This window comes from Streptomyces sp. 35G-GA-8, from assembly GCF_023534745.1.
Classification (GTDB): domain Bacteria; phylum Actinomycetota; class Actinomycetes; order Streptomycetales; family Streptomycetaceae; genus Streptomyces.
The window spans coordinates 352,276-369,378 of sequence record NZ_JAMHJQ010000003.1 but is presented as its reverse complement, the minus strand read 5'-3'; the positions used below and the strand labels follow the sequence as shown (position 1 = coordinate 369,378).

The following is a 17,103-nucleotide window of genomic DNA, read 5'->3' as shown; positions in this document are numbered from 1 at the left end:
TTCGGTTACGCGCAGTCGACCGCACGAAAAGGATTCTTCAGCAGAGGTGAAGGCTCGAACAAGGATTTAAGTGCTGTTGTAAACACGCAGCCCAGAGGGCTGATCACCAAGACTTCGGCGGCCGTTTGCGCAGCGCGGACCTCAGCGGCAGCAAGTACCCCGCCCCTGCGGTGACGACCACGGTCAGCACCACCAGCCCCGCCTGGGCGGGCGGGATGTAGGGCACGGATCCGGTCGTGGCGAGACTGAAGGCCAGGAGGGGAACGAGCGCGGTCACCGTACCCACCACCAGCCCCACCAGTATCACCGTCATCGCCTCGATCCTGAGCATCCAGCGGATCTGCCGCCGGCCCGCGCCCACGAGGCGCAGCAGGATCACCTCCTGACGGCGGCCGACCATGATGAGAACGAGTGTGCTGAGCACCGCGATGATCGTGAAGCCGCCGATCACACTTACCGCGACCAGGGAGATGACCTGGCCGACGCCGCGGTCCTCGGTCTGCAGATGCTCGCCCTTCGGCTGCTCCGCGACGGTCGCTCCGGGCGCGGCGCCCGCCAGCACCCCCCGCACCGCCGCTGTCACGTCCTGGGGGGCGGTTCCGGGCGCCAGGCTCAGCAGGACGCGGGTGTTGAGCGGCGCGGCCAGGTGCGGCGCCAGTTCGGCGGGGGCGAACAGGAAGTCGCCGAGCGCCAGGGACCGTTCATACACCGCGGCCACCGTCAGCGCCACGTTCGCGCCGTCGCCGTAGCGCACCGTGACCTTCGAGCCGACGTCCAGGTCCAGCGAGCGCGCCCGCTCCTCGCCCACCGCGACGGTGCCCGCGCGCAGGTCGCCCAGATCGCCCGCGGTGACCTTCGGATCGATGGTGGCGGGCAGCGCCGAGGGGTCCAGGGCCATCACCGGCAGCCGGTCCAGCCTCGGCTCCCCGGCCTCCTTGCGGGCCAGGACGACCGTACTGTGCAGCACCCCGGTGGCCGCCGCCACCCCGGGCACCTCCTTGACACGGCGCACCGTCACGTCCGGGATCCCCGGCCCGTCCGTGGTGATGGCCAGTTCGGCCCGCATGGCCCGGCCCGCCTGTCGGCCGCCCTCCGTGTCGAGGGTCGCCCCGGCCGAGAGCTGGACCCCGGCGAACGCCACCACGAGCACGATCGGGGTGATCGCGGCGCCCAGCCTGCGGGAGTTGGCCCGGGAGGCGGCGGCGGCGAGATAGCCGCCCGCGCCGCCCAGCCGCTCCGCGGGCACACCGAGCACCCGCAGAGCGCCCCACGCGATCCAGGGCCCGAGCAGCGCGCACGCGATGACCAGGCAGACGGCCGCGGTACTGGCCGCCATCGCGGCCAGCTCCCCGAACTGGAGTACCGCCGTACCGGCCGCACCGCACCCCAGGACGAGCATCACGACGCCGGTGACGGCCCGGCCGCGGCCGAACTGCTCGGCCTCGCTCTGGGCCTCGCCCATCGCCTGTGCGGGGCGCACCTTGGCGATACGGCTACAGGCGAACCCGGCGGCGATCCTGGCCACCAGCACCGTCAGCGCGGCGGTGACCAGCGGTGCCGCGTACATCCAGAAGGGGGCGGGGAGTTCGAGCCCGATCGGCACGGCGCCGCGCGTCCGCAGCATCTTGATCAGCGCCAGGAACACCGGCGCCGCGCCGATCGCGCCGGCCAGGGCGGCGCTCGCGGCCACCACATTGACCTCACGGCCGACCATGGCGCGCAGTTGCCGGGGGGTCGCGCCGACCGCGCGCAGCAGCGCCATCTCGCGGGAGCGCTGGTGGATCGCCTGGGCGACGGTGCTGGAGACCACGAGCAGCGCGATCAGTACGACGAGCGCGCAGACCGAGCCGAGCAGCGCCAGCAGACTCATCCGGCTGGGGGCGGAGGTGACGAACTCCGTCTCCCCTCGGCCGTTTCCGGTCAGGACGCGCAGTGAGGTGTTGTCGTCCTTGTAGCGCGCGTCGGCGGTGGCGCTGGTGGCCGGCCGCGCACCGTCGAGCGCTTCCCGCAGCCGGGGGTGGAGGGTGTCGGCGCTGACGCCGGGGTCGGCGAGCACCCCGATGGCGTCGGTGGTCTCCGGGTGGCCGGCGAGGAGTCGGGCCCGCTCGTCGCTGAAGAAGACGGCGCCCTGGTTGCCGAGCCCGCTGTCGTCCGCCCGTCCCTCGGGGGCCGCGATGCCGGAGACCCGGTAGGTCTCGGGGGTGTCCGTGGACTGGAGCCGTACGTCGTCGCCGACCCGGACACCGGCCCGTGCGGCGAGGTCACCGTCGAGGACGACGTCTTCCGGACCCGCCGGGGCCCGGCCCTCGCGAAGCGTGAACGGCGCGAGCGCGGCGGCGTGCCAGGTGTGCCCGTAGACCGGGGAGGCGCCGGAGTCGCTGTCGGGGCCGATCACGAGCGAGCCGTCCGGACGGATCAGCGCGACCGGGAAGGTGTCGTCGGCGATGGCCGCCCGTACCCCGGGGACGGCCTCGATCCTGGGGAGCACCGAGCGTGGCACCCGTACCCGTTCGGTGAGCGCCGCCGTCTGCGTCTGCTGCTTGGATCCCCAGGGCTTGGCGGTGAAGCGCGTCTCCTGGTCGCCCGCGACCACCGCCGCCGCCGCGCCGTAGCGCTCCACGCTCGCGTGGCCGAGGGCGGCGGAGAGTACGGCGAGACCGAAGCTGCTGAGCACGAGCGAGGTGAGCAGCAGGGCCGCGAACACCGCCGTCCACGCCTTGGTGTGGGTCCGCATCGAGCGGCCGGCGAGGAAGCGCGCGATATGGCGCGTGCGGGCCGGGCTGTCGTGATTACGGGCCAGCTCGTCCGGGCCGGACGGACGCGCCGGGTCGGCGCCGGGGAGCGTACTGGATCCGGTCGGCATGCTCCTCACCCCTCCCTGAGCTCTGTCAGCATCCGCGTCACCGTGTCCGCCTCGGGGTTGGGCAGCCGGCCGACGATCCGCCCCGCCTCGATGAACAGGGCCTCGTCCGTCCAGGACGCGGCGTGCGCGTCATGGGTGACCATCACGACGGTGTGCCCCTGCCGGTCGACCGCGTCGCGCAGGAGGACGAGCACATCCCGCGCGGTGACCGGGTCGAGCGCGCCGGTCGGCTCGTCCGCGAAGATCACGGCGGGGTTGGTGACCAGCGCGCGGGCGATGGCGACCCGCTGCTGCTGGCCGCCGGAGAGCCGCAGCGGCGAGTCCTCCGCCCGGTCGGCGAGCCCGACCGACTCCAGTACCTGGAGGGCGCGTTCGCGCACGGCGGGGCTGTCGGGACGCTCGCCTGCCAGCAGCAGGGGCAGCGCGGTGTTCTCCCGGACGCTGAGCGAGGGCACCAGATTGAGCGCCTGGAACACGAAGCCGATCCGCTCCCTGCGCAGCCTGGTGAGCGCGGACTCGGTGAGCCGGGACAGGTCGATGTCGCCGAGCCGCACCGTGCCGGAGGTGGGCTGGTCGAGGCCGGCGGAGCACTGGAGGAAGGTCGTCTTGCCGGATCCGGAGCGGCCCATGACCGCCAGGAACGTGCCGCGTTCGACGGTCACACTGACCCCGTCCAGGGCGTTCACGGGGGTGCCGCCGCGCCGGTAGCGGCGCGTGACCGAGTCCAGTGTCAGCGCCGCCGCGGGGCCGGCAGCACCACTGTTCGAGGGCCCCCGGGTGCCGCTTCTCGCCGTGGCACGTTTCCCCGTGCGAAGCCTGACCATGTGTGTGCGCCTTCCAGGCTGTACGGCCGAGGCCGTGTGCGTACCGACCGGCCGACCGCCCCGCCGGATGGCTTGTTCATCCTGTTGAGAACGGTACGGAGGGGACGGCTCCGGCACGATGGAGCGCACACCCGTCCTGGGGTTCAGCCTGCGTCACCCCGGCTGGGGTGACGGACGTACCTCGCGCGAGGGCGGTTCGGACTACCGTGATCCATGGGTCCGTCGTCCACCGGACGCCCGCCCCGCCCCGGACGACCGTCCTGCCCCAGGGAGCCCGCCGTGCGTGATTTCTCCACTCAGCTCCAGCGTTCCTGGCACGACACGTACTATCTGGTGCTCGCCCTGCCCGTGGCGTCGATGTGCTTCCTGATGGTCGCCGCCGTACCGCTGGGGCTCGTCTTCATGGCGCTCATCATCGGCGCTCCCGCCTGGCCCGATCTCGTGCGATTACTCCGCAGACTGGCCGGATACGAGCGGGTTCGGGCCGGTACGCGGCTGCGGGCGCCGGTCGCCGAGCAGTATCTGCCGCTCGACGGTGTGCCCGCGGACCGGCTGCGGCTGTCGCTGACGGACCCCGGCACCTGGCGCGACGCGCGCTGGCTGCCGTTACAGATCATCATCACCCTGCTGTTCTGCGTGGTGGCGATCCTGGTGTGGGTGGTCGGTCTGGTGGTGGACGGGGTCAACATGGGGGTGGGCGGCGCCGTCGCACAGCGCCGCGAGGACATGTACGGTACGCCCGCCAAGCCCCGTACCCCGCTGGTGCTGCACCGGCTCGGCACGCTCGCGGACACCCAGGCCGCGTGGAGCGCGGCGCTGCTGCGTCCGAAGCCGTCGGCGCGGCTGGTGGACCGGATCGCGGAGCTGTCGGAGAGCCGGGCGGGCGCTGTGGAGGCCCACAGCGCCGAACTGCGCCGTATCGAAAGGGACTTGCACGACGGCGTACAGGCGCAGCTGGTGGCCCTGTCGATGCGGATCGGGCTGGCCAAGCAGTTGGTGCGGACGAACCCGGACGCCGCGCTGGCCCGGCTGGACGAGGCGCAGTCGGGCCTGGAGAGCACCTTGGCGGATCTGCGGCATGTGGTGCGTACGGTGCATCCGCCGGTGCTGACCGACCGTGGGCTGGCGGGCGCGGTCCGCGCGCTGGCCGCGTCCTCGGAGATCCCGGTGGAGATGGGACTCGGCTCGGTGGAGAACTCCTTCCGGCTGCCGGCCGCGGTCGAGGCGGCGGCGTACTTCGTGGTGGCCGAGGGGCTGACCAATATCCGGAAGCACTCCGGGGCCACCCAGGCATCGGTGCGCTTCACCCGGGGCAACGGCATACTGAGGGTCATCGTGGCCGACAACGGCCGCGGTGGCGCCGACGAGCACGAGGGCAGTGGTCTGATCGGCATCCGCCGGCGCGTCGCCGCGCTTGACGGCACGGCGAGCCTTTCCAGCCCACTCGGTGGGCCGACCAAGCTGAAAGTGGAGCTGCCTTGCGGATCGTGATCGCGGAGGACAACGCCCTCTTACGTGAGGGCATGGTCCTTCTGCTGACCAGCAATGGCCATGACGTGGTGGCGACCTGCGCCGCCGGGCCCGAGGTGATGCCCGCGCTGCGCGAGCACCGGCCGGACGCGGCGGTACTGGACGTACGGCTGCCGCCGACCTTCCGCGACGAGGGGCTGCGCGCGGCGGTACAGGCCCGTAGCGAGCTACCGGACCTGCCGATCCTGGTGCTCTCGCAATATGTCGAACAGACGTACGCGGCCGAGTTGTTGGCCCAGGGCGCGCGGGGCATCGGCTATCTGCTCAAGGACCGGGTCGGCCGGGTGGAGCAGTTCCTTGAGGCCCTGGAGCGCATCACCACCGGCGGGACGGCCCTCGACCCCGAGGTGGTCACGGAGATTCTCAGCCAGAAGGCCGCCGCGCGTCCGCTCCAGGCTCTGACGCCACGCGAGCACGAGGTGCTGGAGATGATGGCGCAGGGGCTGGCCAACGGAGCCATCGCGGAGCGGCTGGTGATCACCGAACGGGCGGTCAGCAAACACATCCGGGGTGTCTTCGACAAGCTCGGGCTCCCGCCCGAGGGCGGAAATGTGCACCGCCGTGTCCTGGCCGTACTGGCCTATCTGGGCAACAACGCACCGGAGAACTCCGCGTAGCGCGAGGGACGGACCGGGGGATCGCGTCCCGGACAGCGGAAACCCCGGGCATCCGGAGACGGGGGAAGACTCCGTGATGCCCGGGGCGGGATTCCACACTGCCACGACGGGGGAATGAACAGCCGCGGGAATCCCGGCTTATGGGTGCTCCGGTATCTCGAACGCCGTATCTCAGCCGAACGAGATGCAGGTGTTGCGGATAATTTTGATCCGCTTGGTGGTCTCCGAGACGATTTCGCCGACCGAGTCGGGATCGCGCCCGCCGGGATCGACGTCGCGTAATTCCTTCGCGGCCTCACGGAGCTTCTCGTCGTCGGTGTCCTCGGCCAACTGGGCGATCTCGTCCGCGAGATCCTTGAGTTCCTTCTCCGCCGCCTCCGGGTCCTTCGTATCGGAGAAGTTCGAGGACTTGGCGAGGATCTTCTCGCACGCGTCGCCGCGGGTCTTGGCGTTCTCCGCGCCCTCGCACGCGGCCATGCCGAGCATCGCGGGTACGAGGACGAGGCCGGCGAGCACCGCCCTGACCGTGGTCCGCCGCGGTCCGCGCCCCGGCCGCCGCCGGTCGGGGCCACAACCGGCGTACGCGCCAAAGCCGGTTGTCGTCTGGGCTGTGTCCGCCATGGAAGTGCTCCCACTCCGTGCCCGTCGTTTCGCGGTCGAGCCGCGCCGTCTGCCTCCATCGTGTCGGGCGACGGGGTTCAGGTCAGTACACCGCGTACCCGGACCGGGGTGGCCCCTGCACCACCATGGCGGGTTCAGCGCGCCGCGCGAACGCTCTGACACCCGTCCCCAGCAGGGCAGTTACGCCCAGGCTTAAAGGTCTGCCGGGCGCCGTCCGACGGTGAGACCATGCGGCCATGTCCCGCCCACGCCCCCATCCCGACCCCGGCGAAGGTGACTTATCGTGCCCCAGAACCGACCTTCCGCACCTCGGCGCGCACCGCGCTGGGTGGTGTCCAGGCCGCCTCGGCCCGCGGCGGACCTACGGCTGTTCTGCTTCCCGTACGCCGGTGGCGGCTCCAGTATCTTCCGTTCCTGGGCAGGGCACTTGGACGGGAGTGTGGAGGTGTGTCCGGTGCTGCTCCCCGGCCGTGAGGAGCGGTTCGGCGAGCCGCCGCACACCCGGGTGACGGAGCTGGTGCCGCTGCTCGCCGACCGGCTGGCCGGCTGGTTCGACAAGCCGTTCGCGTTCTTCGGCCACAGCATGGGCGGCGAGATCGCGTTCGCGCTCGCGGAGTATCTGTGCGCGCGGGGGCCGGTGCGCCCCGGGCATGTCTTCGTCTCAGGATGCGTACCGGTCCCGGGCCCCGTCCTGCGGCACACCCTGCCCGATCCCGAACTGCTCGCGGAGATACGGGAGATGAACGGGGCTCCGGCGGAGTTCCTGAACAACCCGGAGCTGATCGAGCTGATGCTGCCCACGCTGCGGGCGGACTTCACCCTGGCGGAGAACGCGGTGCCGGATCCTGCCGCGGTGCTTCCGGTGCCGCTGACCGTGTTCGCGGGGACGGACGATCCGGAGGCGGGTCCGCGGCAGGCCAAGGCGTGGTCGCGGCATGCCGGTGGGGCGTTCGAGCTGTACGAGCTGGCGGGCGATCACTTCTTCCTGCATGACGCGGGCCCGCTGCTGGACATCGTCGGACGGGTGCTCAGCTCAGGCTCGGGTCCTGGGACTCACGGCGCCGGTCCTCGGAGTCACGGCTCCGGTGCTCGAAGCCACGGCCGGAGCGCTCCAGACAGTCACTGATCACCTCGGGACCGGCTCCGGCGACCATGTCGACGACGCGCCCGTCCCGCAGGAACACCACGGCGTCGGCGCGCGCGGCCACCGCCGGCGCCGAGGTCGACATGACCGCCGCGACGCCATGCCCCCGCACGGCCCGGCGCAGCGCCATGGCGGACTCCTCCGTCGCCTCGTCGGCGAGCAGCAGACGCGGTCCGAGCGCGACCGCCGCCGCGACGGAGCCCGCCCCGCCGGGCTCGGGCACCCAGGACGCCAGTGGTCCGCCCCGGTCCCCGCTCACGGGACCGCGGCGCACCACGCCGGAGGACGGCTGGATCTCACCGGAAAGACATCTCAGCAACGTGGTCCTACCGGCGCCGCCCTCACCCATTACCGCGAGAAACACCCCTTCTCTCACGACCAGGCTGACATTTCGCAGGGCATAAACGACCCGGGGTCTCGTCCCGTAAACCATCGTGACATTTTCGAGGGCGACAACTTCGGACACGCGTTCGATTGATTCATTCGAATCCACGTGCATCATCGAAAATCTCCCCTTTATCGCGCTTCACGGCGAAGTGGACCCGCACCCCGCATCTGCCCGCCGGCGCATCACATACCGCCAACATACCGATACCGAGCAAGGCGGAACAGGGGGGTCCACAAGCAAATTAAAGGTACAGCCACCTCACCCAAGAATGTAGTGCGTGCACCCGTGACAACGTGAAGAAGTCGAATTACCGGCACTATCGGCCACGCGCCATTCCCCGCTCAACCTTTCGGCCCGCATAACGCGTCCGGAAAAAGCCCCCATGCCGCGAAGCACCCGCCGGACGACGGGGGCGGCCGACCGTACGCGGCTCGCCGGGGTCCGGCGACCCGTCAGGGGGCACCGGACGGCGGGGCATCGCACGGGGCTCGTCGCGGTGATCATTACGATCCGGTCTCGGGGCACCCCCAAGGTCTTGCCTTCTGTTCGTGTAATCGATTCCAATCCTCCGTGTAATCGATTCCACGAGGAGGTGGGCCGACGATGGCGGGCATCAAGGATGTCGCGGCCGAGGCGGGCGTGTCCGTCGCCACGGTGTCGCGGGTACTCAACGACCATCCGTCGGTCAGCCCCGCGTCCCGCGCCCGGGTGCTCGCCGCGGTCAGCGCGCTGGGCTACCGGCCCAACGCCGTGGCCCGGTCCCTGCGCACCGATCAGACCCGCACGCTCGGCCTGGTCATCAGCGATGTCCTCAATCCGTACTTCACCTCGCTGGCCCGCGCGGTCGAGGAGGAGGCGCGGACGCTCGGCTACAGCGTGATCATCGGAAACGCCGACGAGCGGCCCGAGTTGCAGGACCACCACGTCCGTACGCTGCTCGACCGCCGGATCGACGGGCTGCTGGTGTCGCCCACCGACCGCGGTTCACCGCTGATACTGGACGCGGTGCGTGCGGCGACCCCGCTCGTCTTCGTGGACCGGTGGATCCCGGGCGTCGAGGTGCCCGTCGTACGGTCCGACGGCCGCGCCGCCGTACGCGATCTGGTCGCCCATCTGCTGCGGATCGGCCATCGCAGGCTCGCGATCATCGCGGGCCCCGCGACCACCACCACCGGCAGCGAACGCGTCGACGCCTTCCGTACCGCGCTGGCCGAGCACGGAGTCGCGCTGCCCGACGCCTATATCGGCCAGGGCGACTTCCAGGCCGAGAGCGGCCGCCGGGCCGCCGAGCGCTTCCTCGATCTGCCGGAGCCTCCCGACGCCGTGTTCGCGGCGGACAATCTGATGGCCCTCGGCGCCCTCGACGCGATCCGCGCCCGGGGTCTGAACGTGCCGGACGACATCGCGCTCACGGCGTTCGACGACATCCCGTGGTTCGTGCACACGGATCCGCCGATCACGGCCATCGCGCAGCCGACGGACGAGATCGGCCGGGCCGCCGTGCGGGCGCTGGCCGAGCGCATCGCGGGCCGGGTCCCGCCGTCCGTCACCCTCCCGGCCCGGCTGGTCGTACGCCGCTCCTGCGGCGCGCTCTCCCCACCGGCCCCCCGGCGGCCGGACTCCTCGGAACGCGCACCGTCGGAACGCGCACCAGCGGAACGCGGGCCGTCGGCACCGGGCCCGTCGGCACCGAACCCGTCAGTACGAACGCGAAGGAGCGACCCGTGAGTCACCCGGACGAGTTGCTGCGTGTCGAAGGGATACGCAAGACCTTTCCCGGCGTGGTCGCGCTCGACAGCGTCGACTTCGATCTGCGCCGCGGCGAAGTGCATGTCCTGCTCGGCGAGAACGGCGCCGGCAAGAGCACCCTGATCAAGATGCTCTCCGGTGCCTACCGTCCGGACGCCGGGCGCGTGCTCGTCGGCGGACAGGAGGTCCGTATCCATGGCGCGCAGGACGCCGAACGACTGGGAATCGCCACCATCTACCAGGAGTTCAACCTGGTCCCCGATCTGACGGTGGCCGAGAACATCTTCCTCGGCCGCCAGCCGCGCCGCTTCGGCCTGATCGACCGCAAGAGGATGGAGTCCGACGCGGCCGAGCTGCTCCGGCGCGTGGGAGTCACCACCCCGCCGGACACCAAGGTGCGTGAACTGGGCATCGCCCGGCTCCAGATGGTCGAGATCGCCAAGGCGCTCAGCCTGGACGCCCGGGTGCTGATCATGGACGAGCCGACGGCCGTGCTGACGTCCGAGGAGGTCGACAAGCTCTTCCGGATCGTGCGCGCGCTGCGCGAGGACGGCGTGGGCATCGTCTTCATCACCCACCATCTGGAGGAGATCGCGGCGCTCGGCGACCGGGTCACCGTCCTGCGCGACGGCCGCAGCGTCGGGCAGGTGCCCGCGTCGACCCCCAAGGACGAGCTCGTACGCCTCATGGTGGGCCGCGACATCGACCAGCAGTATCCGCGCCGGGCCGCGGAGACCGGCACGGCCCTGCTGTCCGTCACCGGACTGACCAGGGAAGGCGCCTTCCGCGACGTGGGCTTCGAGGTGCGCGCCGGTGAAGTCGTCGGTATCGCCGGGCTGGTGGGCGCCGGCCGTACGGAGGTCGTACGAGCGGTCTTCGGCGCGGACCACTACGACACGGGCTCGGTACGGGTGGCGGGCGCCGCGCTGCCGCGCCATGACGTCAGCGCGGCGATGGCCGCCGGGATCGGGCTGGTGCCGGAGGACCGCAAGGGCCAGGGCCTGCTGCTCGACGCGTCCGTCGAGGAGAACCTCGGTCTGGTCACCCTGCGTTCGGCGACCCGCGCCGGACTGGTGGACCGCGCGTCGCAGCACACCGCCGCCGCCCGGATCGCCGGACAGCTCGGCGTCCGGATGGCGGGGCTCGACCAGCGGGTGCGCACCCTGTCCGGCGGCAATCAGCAGAAGGTCGTCATCGGCAAATGGCTGCTGGCCGAGGTCAAGGTGTTGATCCTCGACGAGCCGACGCGCGGTATCGACGTCGGCGCGAAGGTCGAGATCTACGAACTCATCAACGAACTCACGGCCGCCGGTCACGCCGTGCTGATGGTCTCCAGCGATCTGCCCGAGGTGCTGGGGATGAGCGACCGGGTGCTGGTGATGGCCGAGGGCCGGATCGCCGGTGAACTCACGGCGGACGAAGCGACACAGGACGCGGTGATGGCGCTGGCCGTCGGCGCCGCGCGACCGACCGGACCGGCGATCGGCGAGGACGACGAGGAAGAAGGGGTGGAGGGCTCCCGTGGCCACTGACACGCTCAAGAACAGGACGGACGGCGGTGGCGGTGGCGCGAGCGCCCGGTCGGTCCGCCGGCTGCTGCTCGACAATGGCGCGCTGAGCGCCCTGGTCGTTCTGGTGGTGGCGATGTCGCTGCTGTCGGGCGACTTCCTGACCACTCAGAACCTGCTCAACGTCGGGGTGCAGGCGGCCGTGACCGCGATCCTCGCGTTCGGTGTCACGTTCGTCATCGTCACCGCGGGCATCGATCTCTCGGTCGGCTCGGTGGCGGCGCTCTCGGCGACCGTCCTGGCCTGGTCGGCGACGTCGGAGGGGGTGCCGGTGTGGCTGGCCGTCGTGCTCGCCGTGGGCACCGGCATCGCGTGCGGGCTCGTCAACGGCGCGCTCGTCTCGTACGGCAAACTGCCGCCGTTCATCGCCACGTTGGCGATGCTCTCGGTGGGCCGGGGGCTGTCCCTGGTGATCTCACAGGGCAGCCCGATCGCCTTCCCCGGCTCCGTCTCGCGGATCGGGGACACGCTCGGCGGCTGGCTGCCGGTGCCCGTCCTCGTGATGGTGGCGATGGGACTGATCACGGCCCTGATCCTGAGCCGTACGTACCTGGGCCGCTCGATGTACGCGATCGGCGGCAACGAGGAGGCGGCGCGGCTGTCCGGGCTCCGTGTCAAGCGGCAGAAGGTCGCCGTCTACGCGCTGTCGGGGCTGTTCGCCGCGGTCGCCGGTATCGTCCTGGCCTCCCGGCTCTCCTCGGCGCAGCCGCAGGCCGCGCAGGGGTACGAACTCGACGCCATCGCCGCGGTCGTCATCGGTGGCGCCAGCCTGGCGGGCGGTGTCGGCAAGGCGTCGGGCACGCTCATCGGCGCGCTGATCCTGGCGGTGCTGCGCAACGGTCTCAACCTGCTGTCGGTCTCGGCGTTCTGGCAGCAGGTCGTCATCGGTGTCGTCATCGCGCTCGCGGTGCTGCTCGACACGGTGCGCTCCCGCGCGGGGGCGTCGGCCACGGCCTCCGGCGCGTCCGGTCCGGGGGGCGCGGGCGGGCCTGGCCGCAAGGGCGCGAGAGCGGTGACGTACACGGTCGCGGCGGTGCTGGTGGCCGCCGTCATCGGCGGTGTCTCCTTCTGGAACAACGGCTCCTCCGGCGGCGGGACCAAGCTGGGGCTGTCCCTCTCGACCCTCAACAACCCCTTCTTCGTCCAGCTGAAGGCGGGCGCGGAGGCCGAGGCGAAGGCCAAGGGCGTCGATCTCACCGTCACCGACGCGCAGAACGACGCCTCCCAACAGGCCAACCAGATTCAGAACTTCACCAGCGGGGCCATGTCGTCGGTGATCGTCAACCCGGTCGACTCGGACGCGGCGGGTCCGTCCGTACGGGCCGCCAACAAGGCCGGCATCCCGGTGATCGCCGCCGACCGCGGGGTCAACAAGGCGGACATCGCCACACTGGTCGCCTCCGACAATGTCGCGGGCGGCCGGCAGGCGGCCAGGACGCTGGCCGAGAAGCTGGGCGGCAAGGGACAGATCGTGATCCTCCAGGGCACGGCGGGCACCTCGGCCAGCCGTGAGCGCGGCCAGGGCTTCGCCGAGGGCATCAAGGCGTACCCCGGCATCACGGTCGTCGCGCGGCAGCCCGCCGACTTCGACCGCACCAAGGGGCTCGATGTGATGACCAATATGCTCCAGGCGCACAGCGGGGTGAACGGGGTCTTCGCCGAGAACGACGAGATGGCTCTCGGGGCGATCAAGGCACTCGGTTCCAAGGCGGGTGCGTCGATCCCGGTCGTCGGTTTCGACGGCACACCCGACGGTCTGAAGGCGGTCGAGGCGGGCACGCTCTACGCCTCGGTGGCCCAGCAGCCGGCCGAACTGGGCAGGCTCGCCGTGCTCAACGCCATCAAGGCCGCGCAGGGCGACGGGATCGCCTCGACGGTGAAGGTGCCGGTCAAGGTGGTCACGGCGAAGAATGTCGCCGACTTCTCCTGACACCCGGCGGCCCCTCGACCGCGACAGGGAACGCGACAGGTAAAGCGACGGAAGGACTGTGATGAACGACTACGACCTGCTGGTCGTGGGGTCGGCCAACGCCGATCTGGTGATCGGTGTCGAGCGGCGCCCCGGTCCCGGTGAGACGGTGCTCGGCTCGGATCTGTCGGTCCATCCGGGCGGCAAGGGCGCGAACCAGGCGGTCGCCGCCGCCCGCCTCGGTGCCCGTACGGCGCTGCTGGCCCGGGTCGGCGACGACGCGCACGGTCGGCTGCTGCTCGACTCGCAGCGCTCGGCGGGGGTCGACACGACCGGGGTGCTGTCCGGGGGCGCGCCCACCGGGGTCGCGCTGATCACGGTCGATCCGTCCGGGGACAACAGCATCGTGGTGTCGCCGGGCGCCAACGCCCGGCTGTCCCCGGCGGACATCCGGGACGCGTCGGAGCTGCTGCGGGCGTCGCGCGTGGTCTCCGCGCAGCTGGAGATCCCGCTGGAGACGGTCGGGGAGGTGGTGGCGGGTATGGCGCCGGGCAGCAGATTCGTACTGAACCCCTCTCCCCCGGTGCCCCTGCCGGCCGGAATCCTGGCGGCCTGCGACCCCTTGATCGTGAACGAGCACGAGGCACGCGTGGTGCTCGGCGCGTCGGTCGGTGACGGCGATGACGATCCGGCGGAGTGGGCGAAGGCGCTGCTCGCGCTGGGGCCACGCTCGGTGGTGATCACGCTGGGCGCGCGGGGCGCGCTGGTGGCGGACGGCCGTACGACGACGCTCGTGCCCTCCGTACGCGTGCGCGCCGTGGACACGACGGGGGCAGGTGACGCGTTCACCGCCGCGCTGGCCTGGCGGCTGGGCGCCGGGGAGAGCCTGGCCGGGGCCGCCGCCTACGCGGTGCGGGTGGGTGCGGCGGCGGTGACCAAGGAGGGGGCGCAGGTGTCGTTCCCCACGGCGGTGGAGGTGGCGTCGCTCACCGCCGCGGCCCCGGAACCACCGGCGCGCTCCGAACGGTCCGTAGCCACGCCGGGGCGGGGAGTGTCCGGGTGAAGAAGTCCGGGATCCTCAATCGCCATCTCGCGGGCGCTCTGGCGGAGCTGGGTCACGGGGACGGTGTCCTGGTCTGCGACGTGGGGATGCCCCTGCCCGCGGGCCCTCGGGTGGTGGATCTGGCGTTCCGGGCCGGGGTGCCGCGGTTCGCGGAGGTGCTCGACGGTCTGCTGGCCGAGCTGGTCGTGGCGGGCGCGACGGCGGCATACGAGGTCCGGGAGGCGAATCCGGAGGCGGCCCGGCTGCTGGCGGAGCTGCCCGGTCTCGCGTTCGTCCCGCACACGGAGCTGAAGCAGCTGTCGGCGGGCGCGCGTCTGATCGTACGCACCGGGGAGGCGCGGCCGTACGCGAATGTGCTGTTGCGCTGCGGGGTTTTCTTCTGAGCCGCGTCGCATGGCTTCGATGCCGGGGTCCCGTCTCGACAGGGACCGGTCAGGAGATATCTTGATGTCGAGCAATGTTGCAGACGTGGAGCGGAGCACCCGGTGACTGACTCGACCATCATCTACACACACACCGACGAGGCCCCGGCCTTGGCGACGTATTCCTTCTTGCCTGTGGTCGAGGCGTATGCCTCGACGGCCGGGGTCACCGTGGAGAGCCGTGACATCTCTCTGGCGGGACGGATCATCGCGGGCTTCCCCGAGCGTCTTGAGGAGGGCCAGCGGATCGATGACGCGCTCGCCGAGCTGGGTGAGCTGGCCAAGACGCCCGGTGCGAACATCATCAAGCTGCCGAACATCTCGGCCTCGATCCCGCAGCTGAAGGCCGCGATCGCCGAGCTTCAGCAGCAGGGCTACGCGCTGCCGGACTACCCGGACGACCCGAAGACCGACGAGGACCGCGACATCCGCGCGCGCTACGACAAGGTCAAGGGCAGCGCCGTCAACCCGGTCCTGCGCGAGGGCAACTCCGACCGCCGCGCCCCCGCCTCGGTCAAGAACTACGCCAAGGCGCACCCGCACCGTATGGGCGCGTGGACGGCCGACTCGAAGACGAACGTCGCGCACATGGACGCCGATGACTTCCGCTCCAGCGAGAAGTCCGTGGTCATCGCCGAGCCCGGCTCGCTCCGTATCGAGCTGGCGGGTGACGACGGCAGCACCACGGTCCTGCGCGAGTCGGTGCCCGTGCTCGCGGGCGAGGTCGTGGACGCGTCCGTGATGCGGGTGGCGGCGCTGCGCGAGTTCCTCGGGGCCCAGATCGCCCGTGCCAAGGCCGAGGACGTGCTGTTCTCGGTGCATCTGAAGGCCACGATGATGAAGGTCTCCGACCCGATCATCTTCGGCCATGTCGTCCGGGCGTTCTTCCCGAAGACGTTCGCCGAGTACGGCGAGGTGTTCGCCGCGGCGGGTCTGACGCCCAACGACGGCCTCGGCGGGATCCTGGGCGGTCTCGACTCCCTGTCCGACGGTGCGGCGATCAAGGCGTCCTTCGAGGCCGAGCTCGCCGACGGCCCGGCGCTCGCGATGGTCGACTCCGACCGCGGCATCACGAATCTGCACGTACCGAGCGATGTCATCGTCGACGCCTCCATGCCCGCGATGATCCGCACCTCCGGTCATATGTGGGGTCCTGACGGCCAGGAGGCCGACACCCTCGCGGTCATTCCCGACAGCAGCTACGCCGGGATCTACCAGGTCGTCGTCGACGACTGCCGCGCGCACGGCGCGTACGACCCGTCGACGATGGGCTCGGTGTCCAACGTCGGTCTGATGGCGCAGAAGGCCGAGGAGTACGGCAGCCACGACAAGACCTTCGAGATCCCCACCACCGGCACGGTGCGGGTCCTCGACGGCTCAGGCGCTGTCGTACTGGAGCACGTGGTGAGCGCGGGCGACATCTGGCGCATGTGCCAGGCCAAGGACCTGCCGATCCGGGACTGGGTCAAGCTCGCCGTCACCCGCGCCCGCGCGACCGGCGTCCCGGCGGTCTTCTGGCTCGACGAGAGCCGCGCGCACGACGCGAACCTCATCGCGAAGGTCAGGACCTACCTCGCGGAGCACGACACCGAGGGCCTGCGCATCGAGATCATGTCGCCGGTCGAGGCGACCGCGTTCTCGCTGGAGCGCATCCGCCGGGGCGAGGACACGATCTCGGTCACCGGCAATGTGCTGCGCGACTACCTCACCGACCTGTTCCCCATCCTCGAACTCGGCACGAGCGCGAAGATGCTCTCCGTCGTCCCGCTCATGAACGGCGGTGGGCTGTTCGAGACCGGTGCCGGCGGCTCGGCGCCCAAGCATGTCCAGCAGCTCGTCAAGGAGGACTACCTGCGCTGGGACAGCCTGGGCGAGTTCCTCGCGCTCGCGGTCAGCTTCGAGCACCTCGCGCAGACGACGGGCAACGCGCGCGCCCAGGTGCTCGCGGACACCCTCGACCGCGCCACGGCCACCTTCCTGAACGAGGACAAGTCGCCCAGCCGCCGCCTCGGTGGCATCGACAACCGCGGCAGCCACTTCTATCTGGCGCTCTACTGGGCGCAGGAGCTGGCGAAGCAGACCGACGACGGCCGGCTCGCCGAGGCGTTCGCGCCCCTCGCCAAGACGCTGGCCGAGCAGGAGAGCACCATCGTCGACGAGCTGATCGCCGTACAGGGCAAGCCCGCGGACATCGGCGGCTACTACCAGCCCGACCCGGCGAAGGCCGCGGCCGTCATGCGTCCGTCGGCCACGTTCACCCGGGCCCTCGCGCTCCTCGGCTGACACGACGGCGCCCTTGGGTGCCCACTGGTTCCGCCCCGTCCGACAGCTCGTCGGCCGGGGCGGTTCCATGTTCTCCGCCGTTCGGCGAAGCGCACCGTGGCGAGCCCGGTGAGCCGGGGCGC

At 71.1% G+C, this 17,103-nt stretch carries 13 protein-coding genes and 1 pseudogene; 9 read left to right on the top strand and 5 right to left on the bottom strand.

The genetic code is table 11. The features are described from left to right. Nucleotides 1-103: 103 nt before the first annotated feature. Together M1203_RS07990 and M1203_RS07985 are read right to left on the bottom strand one after the other, a co-directional pair. Nucleotides 104-2,863 (bottom strand): ABC transporter permease, encoded by a 2,760-nt coding sequence (locus tag M1203_RS07990; RefSeq protein ID WP_308404843.1) that lies wholly within the window; start codon nucleotides 2,861-2,863, stop codon nucleotides 104-106. 5 nt (nucleotides 2,864-2,868) lie between these two features. Next, nucleotides 2,869-3,687, bottom strand: coding sequence for an ABC transporter ATP-binding protein (locus tag M1203_RS07985; protein ID WP_249948823.1), 819 nt, complete (start codon nucleotides 3,685-3,687; stop codon nucleotides 2,869-2,871). Between the two features lie 279 nt (nucleotides 3,688-3,966). Here M1203_RS07985 and M1203_RS07980 point away from each other — a divergent pair, with 279 nt between their 5' ends. Beyond that, nucleotides 3,967-5,178 (top strand): sensor histidine kinase, encoded by a 1,212-nt coding sequence (locus M1203_RS07980; protein ID WP_249948822.1) that lies wholly within the window; start codon nucleotides 3,967-3,969, stop codon nucleotides 5,176-5,178. Next, nucleotides 5,166-5,834: a response regulator transcription factor gene (locus M1203_RS07975; RefSeq protein ID WP_249948821.1), complete on the top strand. Its 669-nt coding sequence runs from the start codon at nucleotides 5,166-5,168 to the stop codon at nucleotides 5,832-5,834. Before M1203_RS07980 ends, M1203_RS07975 begins: the two co-directional genes overlap by 13 nt. Nucleotides 5,835-6,005: 171 nt before the next feature. On the opposite strand, the gene M1203_RS07970 is transcribed toward M1203_RS07975, so the two are convergent. After that, nucleotides 6,006-6,455, bottom strand: a complete 450-nt coding sequence (locus M1203_RS07970) for a hypothetical protein (RefSeq protein ID WP_249948820.1) — start codon at nucleotides 6,453-6,455, stop codon at nucleotides 6,006-6,008. Between the two features lie 283 nt (nucleotides 6,456-6,738). On the opposite strand from M1203_RS07970, the gene M1203_RS07965 reads away from it, so the two are divergent. Further along, the gene (locus tag M1203_RS07965) at nucleotides 6,739-7,581 is read left to right on the top strand and encodes a thioesterase domain-containing protein (protein ID WP_249948819.1); all 843 of its coding nucleotides are present in this window, start codon (nucleotides 6,739-6,741) and stop codon (nucleotides 7,579-7,581) included. On the opposite strand, the gene M1203_RS07960 is transcribed toward M1203_RS07965, so the two are convergent. Then, entirely contained in the window at nucleotides 7,484-7,858 is a 375-nt protein-coding gene (locus tag M1203_RS07960; protein WP_249948818.1) for a hypothetical protein, read from the bottom strand. The two genes, M1203_RS07965 and M1203_RS07960, sit on opposite strands and share 98 nt — an antisense overlap. Before the next feature lie 21 nt (nucleotides 7,859-7,879). After that, nucleotides 7,880-8,032: pseudogene (locus M1203_RS39185) on the bottom strand (ATP-binding cassette domain-containing protein); the annotation flags it as partial. A gap of 558 nt (nucleotides 8,033-8,590) precedes the next feature. Between M1203_RS39185 and M1203_RS07955 the strand changes: the two are divergent. From M1203_RS07955 to M1203_RS07930, 6 genes are all read left to right on the top strand, one after another. Then, entirely contained in the window at nucleotides 8,591-9,715 is a 1,125-nt protein-coding gene (locus M1203_RS07955) for a LacI family DNA-binding transcriptional regulator (RefSeq protein WP_249948817.1), read from the top strand. Then, the gene (locus M1203_RS07950; RefSeq protein ID WP_249948816.1) at nucleotides 9,712-11,268 is read left to right on the top strand and encodes a sugar ABC transporter ATP-binding protein; all 1,557 of its coding nucleotides are present in this window, start codon (nucleotides 9,712-9,714) and stop codon (nucleotides 11,266-11,268) included. The genes M1203_RS07955 and M1203_RS07950 overlap by 4 nt, the downstream gene beginning before the upstream one ends. Beyond that, entirely contained in the window at nucleotides 11,258-13,234 is a 1,977-nt protein-coding gene (locus M1203_RS07945; RefSeq protein WP_249948815.1) for a substrate-binding domain-containing protein, read from the top strand. Before M1203_RS07950 ends, M1203_RS07945 begins: the two co-directional genes overlap by 11 nt. Nucleotides 13,235-13,295: 61 nt before the next feature. Further along, on the top strand, nucleotides 13,296-14,276 hold the full coding sequence (locus M1203_RS07940; protein ID WP_249948814.1) for a ribokinase: 981 nt from the start codon (nucleotides 13,296-13,298) through the stop codon (nucleotides 14,274-14,276). Continuing rightward, nucleotides 14,273-14,659 carry a D-ribose pyranase gene (gene rbsD, locus M1203_RS07935; protein ID WP_249948813.1) on the top strand — a complete coding sequence of 129 codons (387 nt, stop codon included), beginning with the start codon at nucleotides 14,273-14,275 and terminating at the stop codon, nucleotides 14,657-14,659. The genes M1203_RS07940 and rbsD overlap by 4 nt, the downstream gene beginning before the upstream one ends. Nucleotides 14,660-14,761: 102 nt before the next feature. Beyond that, on the top strand, nucleotides 14,762-16,981 hold the full coding sequence (locus tag M1203_RS07930) for an NADP-dependent isocitrate dehydrogenase (protein WP_249948812.1): 2,220 nt from the start codon (nucleotides 14,762-14,764) through the stop codon (nucleotides 16,979-16,981). Nucleotides 16,982-17,103 lie beyond the last annotated feature (122 nt).